The sequence below is a fragment of the Bradyrhizobium iriomotense genome (assembly GCF_018130765.1).
In the GTDB taxonomy this organism is placed as follows: Bacteria; Pseudomonadota; Alphaproteobacteria; order Rhizobiales; family Xanthobacteraceae; genus Bradyrhizobium; species Bradyrhizobium iriomotense_A.
Genome location: NZ_JAFCJZ010000031.1, coordinates 16,542 through 41,146, shown reverse-complemented (window position 1 = coordinate 41,146; position 24,605 = coordinate 16,542). Strand labels below are relative to the sequence as shown.

Annotated in this window: 20 protein-coding genes; 12 read left to right on the top strand and 8 right to left on the bottom strand. The window is 64.9% G+C overall.

Features of this window, described 5'->3' with window-relative positions; genetic code table 11:
• Positions 1-2,169, bottom strand: coding sequence for a TonB-dependent receptor (locus tag JQ635_RS35535; RefSeq protein ID WP_211414449.1), 2,169 nt, complete (start codon positions 2,167-2,169; stop codon positions 1-3).
• 306 nt (positions 2,170-2,475) lie between these two features.
• Between JQ635_RS35535 and JQ635_RS35530 the strand changes: the two genes are divergently transcribed.
• Positions 2,476-3,135: a general secretion pathway protein GspN gene (locus tag JQ635_RS35530; RefSeq protein ID WP_211414416.1), complete on the top strand. Its 660-nt coding sequence runs from the start codon at positions 2,476-2,478 to the stop codon at positions 3,133-3,135.
• Positions 3,136-3,182: 47 nt separating this feature from the next.
• On the opposite strand, the gene JQ635_RS35525 is transcribed toward JQ635_RS35530, so the two are convergent.
• From JQ635_RS35525 to JQ635_RS35495, 7 genes are read right to left on the bottom strand one after another with little or no spacing between them, the layout of a single operon-like run.
• Positions 3,183-4,304: a M24 family metallopeptidase gene (locus tag JQ635_RS35525; protein WP_211414415.1), complete on the bottom strand. Its 1,122-nt coding sequence runs from the start codon at positions 4,302-4,304 to the stop codon at positions 3,183-3,185.
• 2 nt (positions 4,305-4,306) lie between these two features.
• Entirely contained in the window at positions 4,307-5,521 is a 1,215-nt protein-coding gene (locus tag JQ635_RS35520) for a M20 family metallopeptidase (protein ID WP_211414414.1), read from the bottom strand.
• Between the two features lie 18 nt (positions 5,522-5,539).
• Positions 5,540-7,114, bottom strand: a complete 1,575-nt coding sequence (nikE, locus tag JQ635_RS35515) for a nickel ABC transporter ATP-binding protein NikE (protein WP_211414413.1) — start codon at positions 7,112-7,114, stop codon at positions 5,540-5,542.
• The gene (locus JQ635_RS35510; protein ID WP_211414412.1) at positions 7,111-7,941 is read right to left on the bottom strand and encodes an ABC transporter permease; all 831 of its coding nucleotides are present in this window, start codon (positions 7,939-7,941) and stop codon (positions 7,111-7,113) included. Before JQ635_RS35510 ends, nikE begins: the two co-directional genes overlap by 4 nt.
• Entirely contained in the window at positions 7,934-8,881 is a 948-nt protein-coding gene (locus JQ635_RS35505) for an ABC transporter permease (RefSeq protein ID WP_211414411.1), read from the bottom strand. Before JQ635_RS35505 ends, JQ635_RS35510 begins: the two co-directional genes overlap by 8 nt.
• Positions 8,882-8,894: 13 nt before the next feature.
• Positions 8,895-10,442 carry an ABC transporter substrate-binding protein gene (locus JQ635_RS35500; RefSeq protein ID WP_211414410.1) on the bottom strand — a complete coding sequence of 516 codons (1,548 nt, stop codon included), beginning with the start codon at positions 10,440-10,442 and terminating at the stop codon, positions 8,895-8,897.
• Between the two features lie 18 nt (positions 10,443-10,460).
• A complete protein-coding gene (locus tag JQ635_RS35495) occupies positions 10,461-11,762 on the bottom strand; it encodes a M20 family metallopeptidase (RefSeq protein ID WP_211414409.1) in 1,302 nt (433 codons plus the stop codon).
• An 81-nt stretch (positions 11,763-11,843) separates the two neighbouring features.
• Between JQ635_RS35495 and JQ635_RS35490 the strand changes: the two genes are divergently transcribed.
• The 11 genes from JQ635_RS35490 to JQ635_RS35440 all read left to right on the top strand — a co-directional run bounded on the left by JQ635_RS35490 (position 11,844) and on the right by JQ635_RS35440 (position 24,604).
• Positions 11,844-12,605 (top strand): GntR family transcriptional regulator, encoded by a 762-nt coding sequence (locus tag JQ635_RS35490; protein ID WP_211414448.1) that lies wholly within the window; start codon positions 11,844-11,846, stop codon positions 12,603-12,605.
• 254 nt (positions 12,606-12,859) lie between these two features.
• Positions 12,860-14,047 (top strand): ABC transporter substrate-binding protein, encoded by a 1,188-nt coding sequence (locus JQ635_RS35485; protein WP_211414408.1) that lies wholly within the window; start codon positions 12,860-12,862, stop codon positions 14,045-14,047.
• Positions 14,048-14,059: 12 nt separating this feature from the next.
• Positions 14,060-14,932: a branched-chain amino acid ABC transporter permease gene (locus JQ635_RS35480; protein WP_211414407.1), complete on the top strand. Its 873-nt coding sequence runs from the start codon at positions 14,060-14,062 to the stop codon at positions 14,930-14,932.
• Between the two features lie 45 nt (positions 14,933-14,977).
• A complete protein-coding gene (locus tag JQ635_RS35475) occupies positions 14,978-15,964 on the top strand; it encodes a branched-chain amino acid ABC transporter permease (protein ID WP_211414447.1) in 987 nt (328 codons plus the stop codon).
• Complete coding sequence (locus JQ635_RS35470; protein WP_211414406.1) at positions 15,961-16,731, top strand: ABC transporter ATP-binding protein; 771 nt, start codon at positions 15,961-15,963, stop codon at positions 16,729-16,731. Before JQ635_RS35475 ends, JQ635_RS35470 begins: the two co-directional genes overlap by 4 nt.
• Positions 16,724-17,464, top strand: a complete 741-nt coding sequence (locus tag JQ635_RS35465; protein WP_211414405.1) for a branched-chain amino acid ABC transporter ATP-binding protein — start codon at positions 16,724-16,726, stop codon at positions 17,462-17,464. The genes JQ635_RS35470 and JQ635_RS35465 overlap by 8 nt, the downstream gene beginning before the upstream one ends.
• Positions 17,465-17,524: 60 nt before the next feature.
• Complete coding sequence (locus tag JQ635_RS35460) at positions 17,525-18,733, top strand: aspartate transaminase (protein ID WP_211414404.1); 1,209 nt, start codon at positions 17,525-17,527, stop codon at positions 18,731-18,733.
• 121 nt (positions 18,734-18,854) lie between these two features.
• Positions 18,855-19,793 (top strand): nitrogen assimilation transcriptional regulator NAC, encoded by a 939-nt coding sequence (gene nac, locus JQ635_RS35455; RefSeq protein WP_211414403.1) that lies wholly within the window; start codon positions 18,855-18,857, stop codon positions 19,791-19,793.
• 237 nt (positions 19,794-20,030) lie between these two features.
• Positions 20,031-22,097, top strand: a complete 2,067-nt coding sequence (locus JQ635_RS35450; protein WP_211414402.1) for a hydantoinase/oxoprolinase family protein — start codon at positions 20,031-20,033, stop codon at positions 22,095-22,097.
• 13 nt (positions 22,098-22,110) lie between these two features.
• On the top strand, positions 22,111-23,793 hold the full coding sequence (locus JQ635_RS35445) for a hydantoinase B/oxoprolinase family protein (RefSeq protein WP_211414401.1): 1,683 nt from the start codon (positions 22,111-22,113) through the stop codon (positions 23,791-23,793).
• A gap of 7 nt (positions 23,794-23,800) precedes the next feature.
• Entirely contained in the window at positions 23,801-24,604 is an 804-nt protein-coding gene (locus JQ635_RS35440; protein WP_211414400.1) for an SDR family NAD(P)-dependent oxidoreductase, read from the top strand.
• The last annotated feature ends 1 nt before the right edge of the window (position 24,605 follow it).

The window sequence follows — 24,605 nt, the reverse complement described above, 5'->3', positions numbered from 1 at the left end:
TCAGAATCTCGCCGCCACCGTCAGCCGCACTGCAAGCGGCTCGGCCGGATGGACGTGACGATCCGCAACGCCCTCGATGGGCTCGCCCGGCAGTCGCGACAGATAATAGTACTCGATCTGGTTGGTCTGGGCGTTGAAGAGGTTGAGCACGTCGAGTTGCACCCGAACGCCGTTGTCGAACCTGTAGCCGGCGCGCGCATTGAAGATCAGCGAAGACCGTGAACGGACGCTGTCGTCCTCGATCAGGGGACGCGGGCCGAAATAGCGCGCCTTCAGCGCGCCGAACCAGCCGGTGTCGCCGCCGAGCGTGACGGCGCCGCTCGCCACCCACGCCGGCGCGCCGGGGATGCGGGCACCGGCCGGATCGAAATCGGTGAAGCGGGCGTGCGTATGAGCGACGTCGAGATCGACCGTCATCCACGGCAGCGGCTTGTACTGGTTCGTCCATTCCACGCCGACGCGGCGGCTGGGCCGGCTCGGCTCCGTGGTGCCGGCGTCTCCGACGAACAATAGCTCCGAGTCGAAGTCGAGCACGAAGACCGCGAGCGAACTGGTGAGACCCTCGATCGGTTTGGTGCGGACACCGAGCTCGGCGCCACGCGAGCGCGCGAGCAGCGGCACGCGGTCGAGCGGCGTCACCTTGTCGTTGGGATCGACGGTGATCGTCGCGCCGCGGATGTCGTTGCTGTGCAGGCCGTAGCCGGCGTTGGCGTAGAGCTCCGTCCTGTACCAGGGGCCGAGCACGAGACCGGCCTTCGGGCTCGCCATCGACGCCTGAGCGTTGCCCGAATTCTGCGGCGTGTCGCTGAAGACGTGCCCGGCGAAGACGTCTTCGCGGATGCCGACGGTGGTGCGCAGCCAATCGGTCCACCGCGTGGTCGTATCGGTCCACAGGCCGACATTGCCCTCCTGCACGCGGTCATCGCGCACGGTCGAGAGCCAATTGCGCTGCTCGGTCTTGAACAGGCCGACATGGATATCATCGTAGCGGCTCTGCACGCCGACGCGGGTTTGCGCCTCGATGCCGGCAAAGCGCCAGTCGAACGCATGCCGGGCATCGACGCCGCCGAAGCTGCGGCGGTCGAGCTGGCTGAACTGGTCGCCGTTGACCGGATTGTCGAGAAAGTAGGTGAAGTCGTTGTAGAGCCGCAGGTCGGAGCGCACGACATAGGCGCGGACATTGGTCTGTCCGTAGTCGCCCGACTGCGCCCAGCTGCCGGACAGGCTGAATCGGCTGGACGTGCCGCCGTCGGTCGGATCGAGCGTGCCGAGGCGATCGATCAGGCCCTGGTCGATCGCGCGTTGCGCGACCTGGTCGGTGGAATTCCAGCCGTTGGAATAGGCCATCGCCGTCAGCGTCAGGCTGTCGGTCGCGGTGCCCTGACTGTAGCGCAGCACGCCGTTCAGCTTGCGGACGTCGTCGGGCGACTGCCACGGGCCATCATATTTGGTGGCCTCGAGCGCCGCCAGCAGCGTGCCGGCACCGACAGCGTTCGACGTTGCCGCCAGGGCGCGGCGATAGCCGAAGCTGCCGAAGGTCATCTCCGCGATGTTGTGCGGCAGCTTGTTGACGTAGTCGATCGCCACGGCGCCCGCGGACGCGAAATCGCCCTGGTCGGCGAAATACGGTCCTTTTCGCACATCGACGGAGTGGATCAGCTCGGGGATCAGGAAATTGATGTCGGCGTAGCCTTGCCCATGCCCATGCGTCGGCATGTTGACGGGCATCCCGTCAACGCTGATCGCGAGATCGGTGCCGTGATCGAGATTGAAGCCGCGCAGGAAATACTGATTGGCTTTGCCCTCGCCGGAGTGCTGGGTGACGATCAGTCCCGGCACAACTTCGAGGGCTTCACCGGGCCGCGAGAAGGGGACGGCATTGACCTCTTTGCCGCTGATGCGAACTGCGCTGGCGGAAGTGGGCTGCAGGGCGGACGAGCCGGCGGGCGCCGCACCGGCCGCACCGCCGCCCTCGGTCGCGCTGTCCGCGCGAGCGGCACTCCGATGATTGCGTGGCGCCCCATTCTTCGGCGGCTTCTTGCGAGCGAGCCGTTTCGGAGGCTGTTCCTCCGCCGCGACGGTGACCGGCGGCAGCTCGGCGGCCGCGCTGAGCTCGTGGGCTGCTGCCGGAAGCGCACACAGGGCAGACGATGCGGCGGCCGAAAACATCCGCAACAAGGTCCCACGCACCGCCACGTTTCCGCACCCCAACCAGTCCAGCAACGCCACGCTCTAGCAGGGGAGTATGACGATGAGGCAACAATGTCATACTGGGGCCCAGAGCCGCTGTCGAGGCGCCGGGGGAAACATCGGGGAGGTCGCGGATGTTTCGCACAAGTGTCACATCGGCGGCCGATAAGCCTTGCTCCCCTCGGCGTCAGTGCCTGGCGAGCCGCTTGTCTTGCCTGAGCTGGCCGCCGGCCTCCCTGACCGAGAATCTTGCGCGTTGCCCCCGACAGACCGATGACGAGAAACATGAGAGGGCACAAGGCGGCGCGACGAATATCGGTGGGCTTCGTGCTCGTGCTGGCGTCTTTGCTCGACGTGTCCGCCTCGACCTCGGCGCTGCCGGCGGATTTCCCTGACATCGACGTGCCGGGCTTCAACGGGCCGACGTCCAGCCTTGGGGAATATCCGACAACGTTGGCGCCGGTGGTTTCCACGGCGCCATCGCGGTCTCCGGTCAATCGAGAGGCGATGCGCGGCAATCCGCTCTGGGCAGTCCCGCTTGCGGCACTGACGGACACGAACGAGCGGCCGATCTTCTCGGCCTCGCGGCGGTCGCCGCTGCCACCGGTGATTTCGGCGCCTGCGACGCAAGCGCCGCCCGTGCCGCCCGTCCCACCGCCGGCCGAACTGCGGCTCGTGCTGGTCGGAACCGTCGTCGGCGGCGATCAGAGTGTCGGCATTTTCGTCGACGAGACGAGCAAGGCCACGCTGCGCCTGAAGCTTGACGGAGACTACCAGGGCTGGCGACTAAGTTCGGTGCACCAGCGCGAGGTGACGATGGTGCGCGGCGAGCTGACCGAGACGCTGACATTCGCGAAAGCAGGCGGAGCTACGCCCGCGACAGGACCGGCGGTTGCGGAAAGTGCAGTGAAGCGCGGCAGCTCGCACACGGCGCAGTATGATTGAACGAGGCATTCAAGTTGGACGTCGCTGCGCCTTGAGGCCCGCGCAACTTAAATCCGAAACACCTGCCGGGGCGCGCGTGTCAGACACTCATGTCCGTTTTCCGTGACCAGCACGGTCTCGCTCAGCGCGAGCCCGTCGGCGGAAACATACATGTGGAACACCATGCCTTCCTCCAGCCTCCAGTCGACGTTGGGCAGGAAGATCCGTGAGAAGTCGCTGGTGCGCGGCGTGTGGGCCGGATAGCAGCCGAGCGAATAGCCGGTGATGTTGGGATAGTCCGGCCGCAGGCCTTCGGCGAGGATCGTATCTCTCGCCAGCGCATCGATATCGGCGGCTGCGGCGCCCGGCTTCATCGCTTCGAGCTGCCGGTCCTGGATCTCGATCAGACGGCGGGCGAGTTGCGACCGGCGCGGGTCGAGGTCGCCGATGACGGCCGAGCGCATCAGGCGGGCGCCGTAGCCGTCAATATAGGGCAACAGCTCCATATGCAGAACGTCGCCCTTGGCGAGCGGCTGCTTGGTGAGCCCGCCGTGCAGAAAGGCGTTGCCGACGCCGGCGGTGATGATCCCCGCGCGTGCGGCATCGGCGCCTTGCTGCATGAACACCTGATAGACGGCCGCGGCCGCGTCGCGGGCCGATCGGCCTTCGCCGGCCGCCTTCAGAGCGGCATCGATGCCGAGATCGCCGATCGCGGCGGCGCGGCGGAGCACGGCGATTTCCCTCGCGCTTTTCCTGGCGCGGAGCGACGCCATCACGCCGGAGAAGTCGAAAAATTGCGCGTCCAGCAGCTGTGCCGACAGATGCTTGAAGCGGGACAGCGGCATGCAATAGGAGTCTTCGTCGAGGCCGACACGGCCCGTCGCACAGCCGAGGCCGCGGATGGTATCGGCGAGGACCTTGACCGGATCCTCCCAGTCGGCGAAGGCGACGGAGCGCTGCAGCCATGAGCTCTCGCTGAACGGGCCGAGGTCGACGGCGCGGAGGATCATGATCGGCTCGCCATCGCGCGGCAGGAGGCAGGCCCGATACATGTTCTCCGAGATCAGGAAGCCGGTGAGATAGGCGAGAAACTCGCTCTGATCGATGATCAGGACATCGAGATCACGTGCCGCCATCTGCTCGCGCACGCGCTTGACGCGCGCGTCATATTCGTCGATCGGAAACAACATCGTCAGCCGCAAATCTCGAGGATGGCGAGCATGTAGATGCGGATCATGTCGACGAAATCGACGATATCGACCCGTTCGTTGGGCATGGTGTTGTAGCGTCCGCCGGGACCGCAAACGATGCCTTCCATCTTGCCGAAATAGTGCAGGTGACCGGCATCGGTGCCGTAGAAGCAGCTCGGCGCAACAGGCCCGGTCGGCTGGTCTTCGCCGCGCACCGTCCGATAGGCGCGGTTGATCGCGGCAACGATCGGGCTGGTGCGTGCCACTTCGAATGGCGGCATGGTCGGCACGCCCGAGCGATCCTCCGACATGATCTTGGCCTTGAGGCCGGGAAACCGCGCTTCGAGCGCATCGAGCTCGCGGCGCATGTCGGCCAGTGCACCGGCCTCGGTCTGGCCCGGCGCATAGCGGCCCGAGCCCTTGATCCGGACGAAGTCGGCAACCTGCGGCGCGCGCCATTCGTGCAGCTCGCGCCCGAGTGCGCCGTGGACGACGCCGACATGGACGCGATTGATTCCCTCGTGTTCCGGCGAGAGGGCGCCTGAGAATTTCATCGCGTTGAGACGCGGGATGAGGTCGCACGCCGCGGTGATCGCATCGACAGCCTCTTCGCGCTTGGACAGGTGACGGGTATTTCCTGTGAGCTCGATGATGAACATGAACGCCGCGGCGTGCATGGTCATCGCCTTCAGGTCGGTCGGCTCGGAATTGATGAAGTAATCGGCGCGAAGTCCCTGCTCGACCAGAGAGTAGGTGCCGACCCCGCCTTGCAGCTCGCCGACGACGTAGGTGAGGATGACGTCACCCCGGAGCTTGACGCCGGCGTCGATCAGCGTCTTCACCGCACAGAAATAGGCGGCATCGCCGGCCTTCATGTTGGAGACGCCGATGCCGTAGATGAAGGCGTCGTCGACCTTGCCTGCCCAGGGATCGACGGTCCAGCCCTCGGTCACCGGGTTGGTGTCGAGATGGCCGTTGAACATCAGACTCTTGCCGCCGCCCGAGCCCTTCCAGCGGCCGACGGCGTTGACTCGTCCCTCATTGCCGAAGGGTGAGAGCTCGGTATCGAGCCCGATCTCGCGCATGCGGCCGGCCATGAAGGACGCGAGCTGCTTCTCGCCCTCCGACTTGGAGTAGCTCTTGTGCTGCACCATGCGCGACAAGAGGTCGAGGGCGGCGGGCACGTCGATCCGGGCGAGAAGTGCGTTGTGATCCATGGAAGCAAATCCTTGTCGTCAGCCGACCGGCACGGGCGAGGCGGCCATCAGTTCGCGGGTATAGGGATGAACGTGCTCTGCGTCGAAATCCTCGGCCGGCAGCAGGTCGACCATTTCACCGCGGCGCATTACGGCGATGCGGTGGGCGATCTGACGGATGAGGTTGAGATCATGGGTGATGAAGAGGAAGGCGGTGCCGGTCGCGGCACGCAGCGCCAGCAGCAATTCGATGATCTGCGCCTGCACGGAGACGTCCAGCGGCGCCGTGATCTCGTCGCAGATCACGAGCTTCGGTCGCGCGGCAAAGGCCCGCGCGATCGCGACGCGCTGCTTCTGGCCGCCGGAAAGCTGGTGCGGCCAGCGATCGGCAAAGGACGTCGGCAGGCGGACCTGTTCGAGAAGGCGAGGAATCTCGGCGGTGTTGCCGCCGTACAGCTTCAGAGGGCGCGACAGGATTTCGCTGACCTTCTGGCGCGGATTGAGCGAGGAATCCGGATGCTGGAAGATGATCTGCACGTCGCGGCGATAGGCCGCGTTCATGTCGCGCGCGTCCGTGATCTCTCGATTGTCGAAGCGAACCTTCCCGGAGAAGTGGGCAAGACCGGTGAGCGCACGTGCCACGGAGGATTTGCCCGACCCGGATTCGCCCACGAGGCCGAGAATTTCTCCGGCCCGCACGTCGAGGCCGATGCGTTTGGTCGCGGGAGGCGGCGCATGGCCCAAGAGGGTGGCGCGGCCGTAATGAACTTCGATGTCCGAGGCCGCGAGAAGGACCTCGTCACTGGACTTGTCGTGAATGAGACGCCGTTCCGGCCGCGGCACGGCTTGCACGAGGGCCTGCGTATCGGCATGCCGCGGCGCGCGGAAGATCTCGGCCGCCGGGGCCTGCTCCACCAGACGGCCGTGTTTCAGGACCGCGACCCGGTCGGCAACCCGCGTCACCAGCGCGAGGTCATGGGAAATATAGAGCGCGGCAACGCCGGTTTCCTCGCGCAGCCGGGCAAACAGCTCGAGGATGCGTGCGCCGGTGATGACATCGAGTGCCGTGGTCGGCTCGTCGAACAGGATGATGTCGGGCCGGCAGCCGAATGCCGTGGCAATGATGACGCGCTGCTTCTCGCCGCCGGAGATCTCGTGCGGATAACGACGCATGATCGCGGCGGGATCGCGCAGCTCGACATGACTGAGCAGGTCGACGGCCAGCACATCCGCTTCGCGCTGCTTGATGCCGCGATGCTGGATCAGCGTCTCCGTCACCTGCCGGCCGATGGTGAGGGTCGGGTTGAGCGAGGTCGATGGATCCTGGAACACCATGCCGAGCCGGCGTCCCCGGATCCTGGTCAGCTCCCGCGGGCTCAGGCGCTGGAGGTCGATGTCGCCGAGATGCAGGGAGCCTGCGATCTCGCGGGCATTGTCCGGCAAATGGCGCATCAGCGCCCAGGCGAGCGAGCTCTTGCCCGAGCCGGATTCGCCGACAAGGCCCAGCACCTCGCCCGGGCCGATCTGCAGCGAAATGTCGTGCAGCACGCGCACCGGTCCCGCGGCCGTCGCGTAGTCGAGCGTATAGTTCTTGACGGCAAGGGCAGGGATCACCGCTCATCCTTCGGATTGAGGGCGTCGCGAAGGCCGTCGCCCAAAAGGTTGAACGCAATGGCGGTGAGTGCGATCGCCGCGGCGGGCACGATCAGACCCCACGGCGCCTGGTACATATACTGCCGGGCATCGGCCACCATGAGCCCCCATTCCGATGCAGGCGGTTGCGCACCGACGCCGAGGAAGCTGAGGGTCGCGAACAGCATCACGGCAAAGGACACGCGAATGGTGGATTCGATCACGATCGGCGCCATCACGTTGGGCAGCATCTCGCGGAAGATGATCCAGGCTGCGCCCTCGCCACGCGCGATGGCCGCCTTGACGTAGTCCTGATTGCGCACATTGAGTGCAACCGAGCGGGTGACGCGTGCCATGCCCGGTGCAAAAGCCACCGCGATGGCGATGACGGCGTTGCCGGCGCCATTGCCGAGCGTCGAGACCAGCAACAGTGCTAGCAAAAGGCCGGGGATCGCCATTACCGCGTCGTTGGTGCGCATGATGGCCTCGTCGGTCCGGCCGCCGAGATAGGCCGAGCCGACGCCAATGATGGCGCCGGCCGCGCTGCCGACGAAGGTCGCGATCAGGGCCATTGGCACGGTCGAGCGGGCGCCGACCATCAGGCGGCTCAGGATGTCGCGGCCGAATTGGTCCGCGCCAAGCCAGTTCTGCCAGCCGGGTGGACGAAACCGGCCGAGAAAGTCGATCTTCTCCGGCGCGTACGGGGCAAGCGCCTGCCCGAACAGGCACGCAACGGCAATGAGCGCCAGCAGTGTGACTCCGACGAGCCCTTGCGGTCTTCGGATCAGGCGGACGAACAGCTCAATCATAGCGGATCCGCGGGTCGAGAACGGCATAGGCCATGTCGGCAAGCGTGTTGGTGACGGCGTAGGTCGCCGCCATGATCAATGCGCCCGCCTGGATCGACGGCAGGTCGCGCGCGGCGATGGCGACCATCAAGGCCCGTCCGATGCCGGGAATGGCGAAGATCTCCTCGATCACGATGATGCCGCCGAGCAGGTAGCCGACATCGAGCCCGATGATCGTCACCACCGGCAACAGGGCGTTGCGCAGCGCGTGGCGAAACAGCACGCTGCGTTCCGGCAAGCCCTTCAGGCGCGCTGCGCGGATATAGTCCGATTTCAAGACGTCCAGCGTCTCGGAGCGCATCATGCGCATCACGTGCGCGATGAGGATCACCGAGATCGTCAGCACCGGCAGCGCCAAATGAGAGATGCCGTCGCCGAAATGTTCCAGCGGCGAGACGTAGCCCGTCGCCGGCAGCCAATGCAACGTGTCGGCCAGCAACAGCGCAAGCAGCGTTGCGGTGACGAATTCGGGCAAGGAGACGCCGAGATATGCGATCAGACTGACGCCGGTGTCGGCGAGTCTTCCTTGCCGCAGCGCCGCCACCACACCAAGCGGTACGGCGACGACCAGCGTGACGAGGATGGACGATGCCGCGAGCAGCAGCGAACGCGACAGCGCGCTCAGCATTTCCGGGCCGACGGGCTGGCTGGTCCGCATCGAGATGCCGAAATCGCCGGTGAAGACATGGCCGGCCCAGCGCAGATATTGCTGCCAGGCCGGCGCGCCGAGCCCAAGCTTCGCCCTGAGCGCGGCCAGCATTTCCGGCGTCGCATTCTCGCCGAGCAGCGACTGGGCAGCGTCGGCCGGCAGGACCTGCGTGATGGCGAACACCAGCATCGACACCACGATGACGGTGTAGACCATCAGCAGCAGACGGCGCGCGAACCAGGCGAGCGACACCGATGTCTCCGCGTCAGCCGCGCTTCGGCGCGCCGGCGCCGAGCGAGACCAGATCGAGGCGGAACACCGAGCCGCGCGGATGCAGCGTGTAGCCCTCGACATAGGAACGCTGTGCGGCAAGAAGATCGAAGAACGCCGAGATCACGGTGGGAACCTCCGCGTTCATCATCTCCTGCGCCTTGGCATAGAGCGCGGTGCGCTTGGCCTCATCGGTCTCGACGCGGGCCGCATTGATGACGGCATCGAACGCGCTGTTGTTCCAGCGCGTCTCGTTCCAGGTCGCATTGGACGTGTAGAGCAGGTTGAAGATCGCATCAGCCGTCGGCTGCATGTTGTAGAAGCCGACGTAGAAATTGCCCTTCTTCCAGACCTGATCGAGGTAGGTCGCGTGCGGCATCGTCTGCACGTTGATGTGGAAGCCGGCTGCCGCGGCCATCTCGCGAACGGCGACGCCGAGCTGGGTGCGGGTCGCGGGGCGGTCGGATGCGATCAGCGTGAGGTCGATGCCGTTGGGATAGCCGGCCTCGGCCAGAAGCTGCTTCGCCTTGGCGACGTCGGGCTTCTTCATCGGGATGTTCTTGTAGAAGTGATAGGCGGAATTCAGCGGCGTGTCGTTGCCCGGGGTGCCGTAGCCACCGGCGACGAAGCCGACGGTCGCCTCGCGATCGACCGCCAGCGCCAGCGCCTGGCGGACCCTGACGTCATTGAACGGCTTCTGGTCGCATCCGAGGTTGATGTTGAGGAACTGGCCGGAGGGCGTGCGCAGTGCCTTGACGCCGGCCGCCTTCACGAGCCGCTCATATTCGCCGGGCGTCGTCGTCAGCAGCAGGTCGATCTCGCCGGACATCATCGCCGACGCCTCGGCGGTGCGGTCCGGATAGACCAGCAATTCCACGCGATCGAGGTAAGGCCGTGCCGGGTCGTAATAGACGGCGTTGCGTTCGACCACGATCTTCCGGTCGGGCTCGTAGGACACGAGCTTGAACGGCCCGGTGCCGTTTGCGGTCGTCGACAGGCTGGCGAGATCGGAGGCGATGACCTTCGCCGGAACGATCCGCGCGTTGAGATAGGTCAGGGCCACCGGCAGGTCGGCGTAGGCGCCGGACAGCGTGAACTTGACCGTCAAGGGATCGATCGCCGCGACCTCCTTGATCGGACCGACATTGGTGCGGCCGGGCGAGGCGGTCTTCGGATCGAGGATGGCATTGATGCTGGCGACGACATCCTCCGACGTCAGCGGCGAGCCGTCGTGGAACGTCACGCCCGGGCGCAGCTTGAAGATCCACTCCGTGCGCGTCTCGTTCGGCTCCCAGGAGAGCGCGAGGTCCGGCTCCACGGTCATGTCCGGCTTCAGCCGGGTCAGGTTGGAGTAGAGCAGTTCGGTGACGAGATATTCCGGATTGACCCGCGCCAGCATCGGATGAATCACCGACGCCGCCTGGTCGAGCGACATCCGCAGCACGCCGCCACGCTTGGGCGCATCGGCGACGGCGATCCTGGGGAGAGTGACGAGGCTGATGGCCGTGCCGGCAAGAAACAGGCGGCGGGTGACGGACAGCATGGCAGTAGGCTCCTCGAGTTAGCGAATGGCGGTTGCTTCGGGCGAAATATCGGGACGGAATTCGGCGGAGAGGTACGCCAGGACCGACTTCGCGAGCGCGATGATGTCGGGGAGCGTGGTGAATTCGCCGGGCGCGTGAATGCGGCTGTTCGGCCGGCCGAGGCCCGTCAGAAGGATCTCCTGCATGCCGGTCGCCTGCACCCAGCCGAAATCGGAGCAGCTCGTCGCGCCCCATTTGGCGAATTCGTCGGGTGCGTAGCCGAACCCGGCCGACAGCGCGTCCTGCCAACGCGGCCAGTGCGGCCCGGTCGGATCCGACGTTGGCATCAGGTGCCCCGTGAGGGAGATCTCGATCTCGGCGTGAGGCGCAGCCTTGCGGATCGCATCCTCGATCTCGCGTCGGGCGGCGAGGAAGTCCTCCTCCGGCGCGTAGCGGCGGCAGATCAGGATCTCGAACTGCGAGGGAATCTGGCCGCCGCACTGGCCGCCATGAGCGGCGGATATGTCGAGCTGTGCGGCGAGCGGGCGTGTCGCGCCGGGCAGGGCGGAGATGCGCTTTGCGATGTGCGGCTTCAACGCGGCGAGCGCATTGAGGATTGGCAGCGCGGCCTCGATGGCATTGGCGCCGCTTCCGGCGTTTGCCGCTTCGCTCGCATGAACCGTCCGGCCATGGACTTTCACCAGAAGCGTGAAGAGCCCGAAGCAGCCGGCCCAGATGCGTGGCGCCGCCGCGCCGTTGAAGTTGAGGATATGACCTTCAAGCAAGCCCTGGTCCGCGAGATAGCGGACACCGGGATAGAGCCCGCCTTCCTCGTCGGTGCAGAACAGCAGCATCGGATCATAGCCGAGTGACAGGCCGGTTCGGTCGGCGGCGCGCAGCGCCAGCAGCACGGCAGCGATCGTCCCCTTCATGTCGGCGGCGCCGAGGCCGATCAGACGGTCGCCGTCGCGCGTCAGGTGCAGCGGATCGGTGGCCCAGCCTGGCGCAGCCGGCACGGTGTCGACATGAAAATACAGGCCCAGCGCCGGTTTGCCGGAGCGTTGGCGTGCGATGAGATTGGTGCGCGCGCCATGCGCGGGGCCGCCGGAGACATGCCACAGATGCTCGGGCACATCGATGCGCCGGCACTCGAGGCCAAGCGGCGCAACGAAGCTCTCCATCAATCCGGCAAACGCCTGGTATCCCGCGCCGGGCGGGAAGGACGTGTCGACCGCCACCATCCGCGCAAGATCGTCGACCGCGCTTTCGGCGGCGCGTTCGATCTCGGCGAATCCCAGGCTCAGCCCGGACTGCCCTGGACCGTTAAGCGGAGAAACCATTTGCGGCGGCTCATTTCTATATTCTATAAAGAAATACACGATGAGAACCGATTGCTGTCAATTCCAAAGAATGAGGCAGAGGTGACCGGTAAACAGGCAAAAGCGGCGGTGACGGGTTCGTCGAGCCTGCCGGTTCCTCTGTACGAGCACGTCAAGCGGCAGATCGCCGAGGCGATCCTGGTTGGTGACCTCGCCCCTGGTACGGTGCTGCCCGGCGAGGTTGCACTTGCAACACGGTACGGAGTTGCTGTTGGCACCATTCGCCGGGCGCTCGCGGATCTGACTGCCGACGGCATGCTGGTGCGCCGTCGCAAGACCGGAACTGTCGTCACCGGCCGTGCTCCGCAGCACAGCCTGCGCTTCTTCTTTCAATACTTCCGCTTGCACGGCGAGGACGGCGGCCTGCAGCGCTCCGTGCCTGAGGTCTTGTCCGTGGCCATCCGGCCGGCAGACGCCGAGGAAGCTGCGCTGTTTTCGGAGCCGGCGGGTGAGCCGCTGCTATGTCTCGATCGTATCCGCAGAGTCGGCGCCGTGCCGGTGATGCATTCGCAGATCAAGCTGCTTGCGCGTCGCGTGCCTGACTTTCCGCGCGATCCGGCCCGTGTGCCGGCGCTTCTCTATCTTCATCTGCTCGACGTCTACGGCATCCGCGTTGCTGCGGTCCGCGAAAAACTGTCGGCAGAGATCGCGGACGCGAAGGACCGGCGTCTGCTCGGCTTGCGATTGCCGAGCGCCGTCCTTGCCATTCACGAAGAGGCCTACGATCAGACCGGCGCATTGGCGCTGCTCAGCGAGCACCGCGCGACGACCGCGCACCATCGCTATGTGAACGAAATCCGCTGACGCGATCGGAGCAGCCACCGCTGCGGCCACGTTCGGCCGCCATGTAAGCACGCGCGGGGTCTCAACCATCGGTTCTGATAACTGCTCCCCGCCATAAGAATTCGCTATGGCGGCAGACCGCAGTCGTGCTTCCCCTGTCATCGAACGTAAATCTATTTTTTACCGTCGGCCGCAGCAAAAAATTCCAAGGGTAAGACCACTGAAGTGGCAGGGTTCGCGGACGCATCATTTTGTGGCAGCAACGGAGCGGGCTAATGACGATCGAGCTGAGCCGACGGGGATTTTGCATCGGAGCCACCATGGTTGGGCTCCAGACCATCTCCTCCGGCGCTTTCGCGGCCCGAAGTGAAGACGGAACCGTGAGGCTCGGGCTCGTCGCGCCGATGAGCGGCCCGAACGCCCGTTACGGGGCCTTCTCGATGCGCGGCGCGCAGATGGCCGCGAAGGAGATCAACGACGCCGGCGGCGTGGGCGGACGCAAGATCAGCGTCATGCCCGGGGACAGCCAGGGCACGCCGGTCGAGGGCGTTTCCGCGACGCGCCGTCTGATCGATCAGGACCAGGTCGACTTCATCATCGGCGACGTCTCGAGCTCGGTCACGCTGGCGATGCAGCCGGTCGTCGAGGACGCCGGCGTGCTTCTGCTGAATGCGGCCTCGTCGAACCCGATGATCACCTACAAGGCGGGCGTCGGCGGCTTCAAATGGTCATTCCGCAACTATCCGACCGACGAGAACCGCGCGCTGCTCGTGCTGCAATACGCTGCCGAGAAGAAGGGCTTCACCAAATACGCCGTGCTCTCGGTCGACAGCGACTACGGCCGTGCCGCCATTCAGTTCACCAAGAAGTACCTGCCGCGCTTCAAGAGCGCGATCGTGACGGAAGACTATTACAAGGAGGGCGAGGTGGATTTCCGCAGCGTGCTCTCCAAGATCCGCGATTCCGGCGCCCAGGCCATCATCATGTACGGCAATGCCGATTCATCGCCCATCGTCGGGCGCCAGATGATGGAGGTCGGGATCGCAGGCAAGATCCCGCTGATCGGCAACGCCGAGTTCAATACGGCGAGCACCATCAAGGCAGCGCCGAAGGCGATGGAGGGGGCGATCGAGGCGGCGGCGTGGCTTCCGGCGTACGACTCTCCGAAGAGCAAGGCCTTCGTCGAAAAATTCACCGCCGAATACCGCGAAGCTCCCAACAATCACGCTTACGTGCATTGGGAGACCGTGCATCTGCTCGCCAAGGCGATCGAGCAGGCCAAGAGCATCGATCGCGAGAAAGTCCGCGCCGCGCTCTCCGGCATCAAATATGATAGCGCGGTCGGCGAGGTCACCTTCGACGATCACAACCAGGCGCGCCTGCCGATGATCCTCCTCGAGATCGAGGGCGGCAAGCCCGCGATCAAGGGCGCCTACAAGGCCGAGATCGACTATCCCAAGTAGGAACGGTGGCCCATGTTCTACACGATCATCGAGCAGGTCGTTAACGGCATCGTTTCCGGATCGGTCTACGCGATCGTTGCCGTCGGCATGACGATGATCTTCGGCGTCCTGCGGGCCATCAACTTCGCCCACGGCGAATACTACATGCTCGGCACGTTCGGGGCCTGGTTCGCGATCGACTATTTCGATCTGCCGTATCCGGTCGCGGTCGTGATCGGCGTGGTTGCGACGGCGGTCATCGCCGTCGTGGTCGGCAACTTCGTGATGCAGCGGATCGTCGGGGCGCCGGCCGAGGCTGGCGTTCTCGCCACGCTCGGCGTCGCCCTGATCCTGCAGAACACGGTCATCCTGCTGTTCGGCGGCAGCTACAAGTTCTTCTCCGGCGGCTATATCGAGCCGGTGAGCGTCTTCGGCTTCACCCTGGCCGAACAGCGCATCCTGATCATCATCGTCGGTCTCGTCACCTTCGTCGGGCTCGAGCTGATGGTGACCTACAGCCGGATGGGCAAGGCCATGCGCGCGGTCTCCCAGAACATCGAGTGCTGCGCAGTGGTCGGCATCGACGTTCGCCATATCGCACTGTGGACGTTCATCGTCGGTGCCTGTCTTGCCGCGCTCTCGGGCGTGCTGACGGCGCCGGTGAACGTGAGCGTCTATGGCGGCATGGGTGAGCTGATCACCTTCAAGACGCTGCCGATCATCATCATGGGCGGGCTCGGCAACGTGCGCGGCACGTTCGTCGCCGCCATGATCCTCGGTATCGCCGAGAGCCTGGTCGCCACTTATGTCGGCCTGCAATTCCGAGACACGGTCGGCTTTGCGACCCTGATGCTGGTGCTGATGTGGCGCCCGCATGGGCTGTTTTCCGCGCAGGCGCGCTTCTAGATGCGGTGGTGATGACAGGTGAGCGAGATCGCCCGAGAGCCGAACATGACGCCCGCTGAACTCACAGCCACGACGACGGGGCGCGACCTCCGCGTTCCCTTCGGTATCGCGCTGATCGCGCTGGCGTGTATCGCGCCGCTGTTCCTCGGCAACTATCCCCTGCACGCGATCATTATCGCCCTGATCTTTCTCCTGCCGGCGCACGGGCTCAACCTGCTGCTCGGCTATACCGGGCTGTTGTCGCTCGCGCAGGCCGCGTTCTTCGGCATCGGCGCCTACACGTCCGCGCTGCTCGCGGTGCATTTCGGAACGCCCTTCTATGTCAACTTCCTGGCAGCGGGCCTCATGGCCGGTGCCATCGCGCTGCCGCTCGGCATTCCCGCGCTGAGGCTGCGCGCGACCTCCTTCGTGATGTGCACGCTGGGCTTCGTCATCATCGGCCAGGCCATCGCCAAGAACTGGATCAGCCTGACGCGCGGCGACATGGGCCTGGCGGCGATTCCAAAACCTTGGTTTGCGCTGGGGCCGGCGTCGTTCACCGTCTCCGGGACGGTCAGCTTCTACTATCTGGTCCTTGCGATCGCCGCGATCGCCACGCTGGTCGCCTACCTCATCGTTCGTTCGCCGGCGGGGCGGAACATGATCGCCATCCGCGAGAACGAGACGCTCGCGGAATCCGTCGGCATTCCCACCTGGTACTACAAGCTGGTGGTCTTCATGATCAGCGCCGCCTTCGCCGGCCTCGGCGGCAGCCTCTATGCGCACTACCTCACCGTCGTCAGCCCGCTCACGTTCCAGATGTACTACTCGACCACGATGCTGATCATCGTGCTCGGCGGCGGCGCGGGGACCATTTCGGGCGTCATCTTCGGCAGCCTGCTGTTCGTCGGTCTCACCGAAGCGCTGCGCGTCGCGCCGGAGCTGCGCATGATCGCCTACGGCTTCTTCCTGCTCGGGCTCGTCTTCTGGTTCCCCAGCGGGTTCGCGCCGCTCATCGCCCGCTTCTGGTCCTTCCTGGAGAGGCGCAAATGACCGGCCTTCCGATCCTCGACATCTCCGGCCTCTGCAAGTCCTATGGTGCGGTACGCGCCGTCGACGGCGTCGATCTGCACGTGGATCGTGGCGAGATCTGCGGGCTCATTGGCCCGAACGGCTCGGGCAAGTCGACCTTCTTCGATTGCGTGACGGGGCTCGCGAAGCCCAGCGCCGGCGCCGTGAAGCTCGACGGTCAGGACATCACCGGCTGGTCGCTGAACGACATCGCCCGTGAAGGCCGCATGCTGAGGTCATTCCAGAAGACCGTGGTGTTCTCCGCGCTCGATATCGAGGAGAACCTCGTCATCGCCGGCCAGATGTTCACCTTTCCCGGTATCTTGTCGACGTTCGGGATTGGATCGGCGGCGCGCAACCGCGTCGCGGCGCTGCGGGAGCGTGCGCGCGAGCTGATCAAGATCGCCGGCCTTTGGGACGTGCGCTTCCAGCCGGCGGGCAAGCTGTCCGGCGGCCAGCAGAAGCTGATCCAGTTCGCCTCGATGCTGATGCCGGAGCCGAAGCTCATCCTGCTCGACGAGCCGATGGCCGGCATCAATCCCAAGCTGATCGAGAGGGTGGTCGACAGCATCCGTCTCGCCAACACCTCCTTCGGCGTCAGTTTCCTCATCATCGAGCACAACATCGACGTGGTGACGAGCCTCTGCAAGCGTGTGGTCGTGCTCGACCAGGGCCGCAAGCTTGCTGAAGGCACACCCGACGATATCGTCCAGAACCAGGCGGTGCGGGAGGCCTATCTCGGTGGCTGAACCCTCTCTCTCGATCAAGGGACTGCGCGCGGGCTACGGCTCGCTGGATATCCTCAATGGGGTCGATCTCGATGTTCCGCAAGGGCAGTTCGTCGCGCTGATGGGACCGAACGGCGCCGGCAAGTCGACCCTGCTGAAGACGCTCTATGGGATGACGACCATCAAGGGCGGCAGCATCAACTGGCAGGGCAAGGAGATCACATCCTTCAGGTCGCGTGCGATCCTGGCGGAAGGCATCTCCTGGGTGCCGCAGGGACGTTGCAATTTTCCGGTGATGACCGTCGACGAAAATCTGCAGATGGCCGCCTATACGTTGCGTGACAGCCAGGTGAAAGCGGAACGGGACTATGTCTACGACCTGTTCCCGATCCTGAAGACGCGTCGCAATACCTTGGCCGGAAACATGTCCGGCGGCGAGCAGCAATTGCTGGAGGTGGCGATGGCCGTCCTGCAGCGGCCGAAGATCCTTCTGGTCGACGAGCCGTCAGTCGGGCTTTCGCCGAGCGCGATCGGCATCGTGTTCGACGAGCTGCTCCGTATCAACGCGACCGGCCAGACCATCCTGCTGGTCGAGCAGAACACCAAGAAGGCGATGGAGGTCGCCCAGCGCGCGGTGATCCTGCGCCTCGGCAAGGTGATCTGGGACGGCAGGCCTGCGGATATCACCCACGACGAGCTCGGCGAATTGTTCCTCACGGGCCGCATGCGCGGCGAAACCGAGGTCGAGCACTAGCAATCATTGCGTTCGCCGCGAGCGGGCGCGGATACATTCGAAACTCAAAGGACGACCAAAGTGACGATTTTCGTGCCGGCTGCGCGCGTCTCGCGTATCAAGATTTCTCCGACCACGGCGGCGTCCGCCCGCGTTCGCGAACTGAAGGCGGCGGGACGCGACATCGTCGACATGGCGATCGGCGAGCCGGACTTCGACACGCCCGATGACGTCAAGACGGCGGCGCACGAGGCGATCGATCGCGGCGAGACGAAATACACCGCGGTCAACGGCACCGTCGCCCTGCGCAAGGGGATCATCGCCGACTACAAACGCCGCCTCGGCCTCGACTATGCCGACAACGAGATCTGCGTCGGAGGCGGCGCCAAGCAGATCCTGTTCCTGGCGCTGATGGCGAGCGTGGAGGAGGGGGCGGAGGTCATCATCCCCGCACCCTATTGGGTCTCCTATCCCGATATGGTGATCGCCAATGACGGCAAGCCCGTCATCGTCCGCTGCTCGGAGAACCAGGGCTTTAAGCTGACGGCGGACGCGCTCGAGGCTGCCATCACTCCAAAGACGCGCTGGCTGATCCTCAATGCGCCCTCGAACCCGACCGGCGCGGCGTATTCGCGCTCGGACCTTCAGGCCCTCGGCGAGGTTCTGCTCCGCCATCCGAACGTGCTGGTGCTGTCCGACGACATCTACGACCAGATCTGGTACCGCGACGAGCCGGCCACCACGCTGGCGGCTGCCGTGCCCGCGCTGAAGGAACGCGTTCTGCTCACCAACGGCGTGTCCAAGACCTACGCCATGACCGGATGGCGCATTGGCTACGCCGCGGGTCCCGCGCCGCTGGTCGCCGCCATCAACAAGCTGCAGTCGCAGATGTCGTCGTGCCCTTCGTCGATCAGCCAGGCCGCAGCGGCGCATGCGCTCACGAGCGACCAGTCGTTCGTGCGGGACAGCGTCAAGCTCTACAAGGAACGGCGCGACTATGCCTGCGCGCGGCTGAATGCGATTCCGGGCCTGTCATGTCTGGTGCCGGACGGGGCGTTTTATCTCTACCCCGGATGTGCCGGTGTCATCGGCAAGACCACGCCGGATGGCAAGGTCATCGAGAACGATCTCGACTTCGTGCTCTATCTGCTGGATGGCGTCGGCGTGGCGGCCGTCCAGGGCGCAGCTTACGGGCTCTCACCGTATTTCCGCCTCTCGATTGCGACCTCGATGGAGGCGATCAGGGAAGCCTGCGACCGCATCGAGAAGGCTTGCCGGGCGCTTTCCTGAACGTGAGGCGCAGGGGCGCCTGGAAAACAGCGGTGTCGAAAAGAATCTCATTGAAATCAATGGGCTAGATAAAGGATAGTACTGCTCTAGACCTTCTTTCCAGGACCAGCATTCGACCGAGATGAGCGTCGATTTCAGGAAGCTGAAAAGCTTTGTCAAAGTCGTCGACGCCGGCAGCGTCTCGCGCGCCGCCGGCCTGTTGCGGACGGCACAGCCCGCGCTGTCGCAGCAGATCGCCGCGCTTGAAAGCCATTTCAAGCACAAGCTGCTTCTGCGCAGCAACCACGGCATCGTCCCGACCGAAGCGGGGCTCATTCTCTACCGCCACGCCCAATTGCTCTTGAAGCAGATCGAGCAGGCGCAGATCGATATCGATCAATCGACCAAGGCGCTGGCCGGGCGCGTGTCGATCGGGCTTGCGACCTATTCGGCGTCGAGCACGTTGTCGCTGCCGATCCTGAAAGAGATGTCGGCGCTGCATCCGCAGATCATCGTCCATATCAATGACAGTTTCGGTCATGTGCTGAGCGAACTCATCATGACCGGCAAGATGGACATGGCCATGATCTACGGCTCCGGTCCGATCAAGGGCGTGAAGCTGCAGCCGCTGTTTCGGGAGGAGCTGTATCTGGTCTCCCGGGCGGAGCAGGGAGCAAAGAAGGCGGCCGATGAACCGCTGGCGCTCTCGGCGCTCGCCGACGTCAAGCTGCTCTTGCCGAGCCAGGGCCATTTCCTGCGGCGATTGATCGATGAATCGCTGGCGCGGGCGCGGGTGACGCCGAACGTCGTCTCGGAGATCGAATCCGTCTCAGCGCTCGGAGCTGCGGTCACGGAAGGGCTCGGCTCGACCATCCTGCCGGCCTCGGTGGCCGCAAGCGCATCCAGCTTCGAGGGCGTCGAGGTCCGGCGGCTCATTCGTCCGGCGATCGAGGCGACCGTTTCGCTGTGCGTGTCGGATCACCTGCCGCTCTCGGAGCCCGCGCTGGCGACACGATCGGTGCTTCTCACGGTGGTAGAGAAGCTGATGCGCGGCCATCCGCAAGGCATCCGCGCGGTCTAGACCCCGCCGGCCGGCGTATCCATTGCAGGGACAGACGTGTCCAACGCCGATCGCTGCACGCCATAAGCAAAACCTATGGCGGCAGACCGGAGTTGTGTTGGCCAGCGGCGGGTGCATTTCCTACCGTCGAAGACATCGTCGAACCCGGCGTTCCCGATTCAGGCGTTGATCGCACGGTTCAGCAGGCAGCTCGAAAATCCTTCGTCATCCTGCACGGCGATCGCTTCGAGGAAAAAGATGGCCAAGCTCGCATTCGATACCGGGGGAACCTTCACCGATTTCGCGCTGCTCGACGACAAAGGTGAATTGCATCTCCACAAGGTGCTGAGCACGCCTAACAATCCCGCCGAAGCCGTGGTCCGCGGTGTGTCCGAACTGCTCGAGCAGTTCGGTGATCTCGTCGATCTCGACAAGCTCCAGGTGCTCGGCGCGACCACCGTGGTCACCAATGCCGTGCTGGAACGCAAGGGCGTCAAGACCGGCTTCATCTCGACCGCCGGCTTCCAGGACATGCTGCGTATCCGCAACGAGGGACGCTACGATCTCTACGACCTCAATCTGAAATATCCGGATCCGCTGGTCACGCGCGCGAACAGTTTTGGCGCGGTCGAGCGCATCTCCGCCGATGGCGAGGTTATCACGGCGCTGGAGGAGGAGACGGTCCGAGGGATCGCAGGCCGCCTGCGCCAGGAGGGCATCAAATCCGTCGCCGTCTGCCTGCTGCACGCCTACAAATATCCGACCCACGAGCAGCGCATCGCAGCCCTGCTGCGCGAGGAGGATCCTGATATCTTCGTCTCGCTGTCCTCCGAGGTCTGCCCGGAGGTGCGCGAATTCGACCGCGCCTCGACCACCGTCGTCAACGCCTATACGCGGCCGCAGATGTCGGGTCACGTCGCCCACCTCGAGCGCGAATTCGCCGTCAAGGGCATCGATCGCCAGGTGCTCTGGATGACCTCGTCCGGCGGCCTCGTGCCGAGCAGCCGTGCCGCCGAGCTGCCGGTTCGCCTGATCGAGTCGGGGCCGGCCGCAGGCGCGGTTGCCGCCGCCGAGTTCGGTCGCATCGCCGGAGAGGGCAGCGTGCTGTCCTTCGACATGGGGGGCACCACGGCGAAGCTGTGCCTGATCCCGAACGGCGAGCCGACGGTCGGCACCGATCTCGAGGTCGCCCACTATCATCGCTTCCGCAAGGGATCGGGCTTCCCGCTCAAGATCCAGTCGATCCGCATGATCGAGATCGGCGCCGGCGGCGGTTCGATCGCGGCGAAGAACCCGCTCGGGCTTTTGGATGTCGGGCCGCGTTCGGCCGGCGCGATGCCGGGACCGGCGGCCTATCAGCGCGGCGGCACCGAGCCGACCGTCACCGACGCCGATATCCTGCTCGGCTACATGGGCACCGAGTCCTTCGTCGGAGGCTCGTTCAAGGTGTCGGAGGAGGCCGCGCTCGCGGCAATGACGAAGCTTGCATCTTCGCTCGACGTCAGCGTTGCCCGCTGTGCCTTCGGCATCCACGATCTCGTGAACGAGTCCATGAGCAAGGCCGCGGCGGTGCACGCGACCGATCTCGGTGTCGATCCGCGCAGCCTGCCGATGGTCGCCTTCGGCGGCGCCGGTCCCGTTCATGCCTATGGCATTGCGCGCAAGCTCGGCATCAAGCGCATCATCTGCCCGACGGGCGCCGGTGTCACCTCGGCGATCGGCCTGCTGATCGCGCCGGTCGCGGTTGATCTCTCCGCGAGTTTTCCGATGCAGGTCGACAGCTGGGATTTTGCCACCATGGATCGCCTGCTCGGAGATCTCGCGGCCCAGGGCGCCGAAGTCGTCCGTGCCGCGGGCGTTGCACCCGAGACCATCACCAACACTTACACCGTCGACATGCGTCACGTCGGCCAGGGCCACGAGATTACCGTCGCGCTGCCGGATCGCGGCCTGCCGCCCGAGCAGTTCCATGAAGAGCTGCTCGCCAATTTCTTCAAGCTCTACCGCGAGCTGTTCGGCCGGATCGTGGCAGGCTCATCGGTCGAGGCGATCACCTGGCGCTTGCGCTGCAGCGGTCAGAAGGATCAGGTCACCCGGCCGCACACACGCCATGCCGCCGAGGCGAAGAAGGGGACCCGTTTGGTCTATTTCAGCGAGCGCGGCGACTTCGTCGAAACACCGGTCTACGATCACTACAAGCTGCCGGTTGGCGAGGAAATCAGGGGACCGGCCATTGTCGAGCAGAGAGAGTCCACCGCGGTCGTCGGACCGAACGGCGTCGCTCACGTCGACATCAATGGCAATCTCGTGATCAATATCGCCTGAGGACGAGGTATCCATGTCCGTGAACGCTGCTGATTTCAACGATCCGATCAACCTCCAGGTGATGTGGAACAGGTTGATCTTCATCGCCGACCAGGCCGACATCGTGCTCGGCCGGACCGCCTTCTCGCCGATCGTGCGCGAGAACCACGACTATGTGACCGTGCTGCTCGACAGCCGTGGCCGCGCGCTTGCGCAGTGCACCTGGTCGATTCCGGTGTTCATCACCTCGCTGCCGGTCGCCGCGCAAAAATACTTCCTGCCGAAGTTTCCGGCAGAGACGCTGGAAGACGGCGACGTGCTCGCCACCAACGATCCCGAAATCGGCACCGGCCATCTTCCCGACGTGACGATGATCACGCCGATCTTCAGGAAGGGCAAGGTCGTGGCCTATGCCGGCTCGATCGCCCATTTGCCCGATATCGGCGGCGCTCCGCTGCATTCCGAGGCCAGCGACATCTTCGAGGAGGGCATTCGCTTTCCGATCGTGAAGCTGCACAAGGCGGGTGTGCCCAATAAGGATGTGCTCGACATCATCGCGGCCTCCGTTCGCCTTCCGACCGAGGTGATGGGCGATCTCGAATCCATGGTCGCGGCCAACAACGTGATGGGCCGCGAGCTGCTGGAATTCCTGGACGAGTACAATCTCGAGAGCATCGACGAGCTCGCGGACGCCATCCATACCAGGTCGGAGGCGCAGACCCGCAAGGCAATCCGGGAATGGCCGAACGGAACCTATTCGGCCGAGGTCCTGCTCGACGGCTATGATACCGACGTGACACTCAAGGCATCCGTCATCGTCCGTGACGATTCCATCCATGTCGACTATGCCGGCACCTCGGACCAGGTGCTGCATTCCATCAACTGCCGTACCAATTATCGCTACGCCCATTCGGTCTATGCGCTGAAATGCCTGCTCGATCCGGACACGCCGAACAACGAGGGCTGCATCACCCCGATCACCGACGAGGCGCCGCTCGGCTCCATCCTCAATCCGCAGCAATGGACGGCGGGCAATTCGCGCAACCTGATCGGCCACGTCATTCCCTCGCTGATCTTCAAGGCGCTGGAAGGGGTGGTGCCGGACAAGGTGATGGGCGACAGCGGCGGCGCGCCGATCTGGGCCGCCAATTGCGTTGGTCGGCGCGACGACGGCTCGCAATACGGCTCGGTGCAGAATTTCCACGGCGGGCAGGGGGCGCGTGCCGAATTCGACGGCCTCGACACGTTGAGCTTCCCGTCCAATTGCAGGGTCACGGCCATCGAGATGTTCGAGCTCGCCGTGCCGGCGCTGGTCGAGTGCAAGGAGCTGATCCCGGATTCCGGCGGCGCCGGCAGGAGCCGGGGCGGTCTCGGCCAGCACGTCGTACTGCGCAACCTCGGCCGCAACCCGATGAATATTTACCTGGCCTCCGAGCGGGTGCGTCATCCCTGCTTCGGCGTGGTCGGCGGTCAGTCCGGCAGCGCGGGCAAGGTGTATAAGAACGGCGAGCCGCAATTTCCGAAGGGCAAGGTCGTCCTGAAGACCGGAGACCGTCTGGAAGTCGAGACGCCCGGTGGTGGCGGCTGGGGCAAGACGTCCGAACGCTCGGCGGCATCGATCGAGCTCGACCTTGCAGAGGGGTTGATTACGCCGCAGGCTGCGCGGCAGTTCTACGGATATCAACCTTCAAGCCTGGCGGCGACTGCCGCCGAATAGGTGAATCATGGGGCTGCTCGACGGAAAGATTGCGCTCGTCACGGGGGCCGGCACGGGGATCGGGCGAGAGACCGCGATCCTGCTGGCCCAGGAGGGGGCGACCGTTGTCCTGACCGGGCGACGCATCGCGCCGCTCCAGGATGTCGTCTCCGTCATCGAGAAGGCGGGCGGCAAGGCCGTCGCTCGCGCGCTCGACGTGGCCTCGCGTGAGGCGATCATCGAGACGGTGGCCTGGGTCAAGGGCAACGTCGGATCGATCGACATCCTCGTCAACAATGCCGGAAGCGCCAGCAAGGTGCTGAACGCGCGGTTCATCAGCGAGGCCGAGTGGAATGCCACGGTCAATGTCAACCTGACGGCCGTGTTCAACCTGACCCAGGCCGTGCTCGAGGACATGCTCGCCAGGAAGGACGGCACGATCATCACGGTGTCCTCGCTCGCGGTCGTCAATCCGAACCTGCTTGGCGGCGCCGCCTACGGCGCAGCCAAGGCCGGGGTGAAGAACTTCATGACCTTCCTGCACAACACGTTCCGCAATCAGGGCATCCGCGCGACGACGATCCTGCCGGGCGAGACCGACACGCCGATCATGGACAACCGCGCCCGCCCGCCGATGGACAGCGAACGCGCCGTGATGCTCAATCCGCACGACGTCGCACGCGCGGTGCTGTTCTGCGCAAGCCTGCAAAAGGGTGCGATGATCCCCGAGCTGCACATCTGCCCGACCTTCATGCGCGATACATCTGCGGATATCGAGACGGCCCGCTGGGTCGGCGCACCCGCGGGTCTTGCCGACAAGCCGAAGAGCTAGA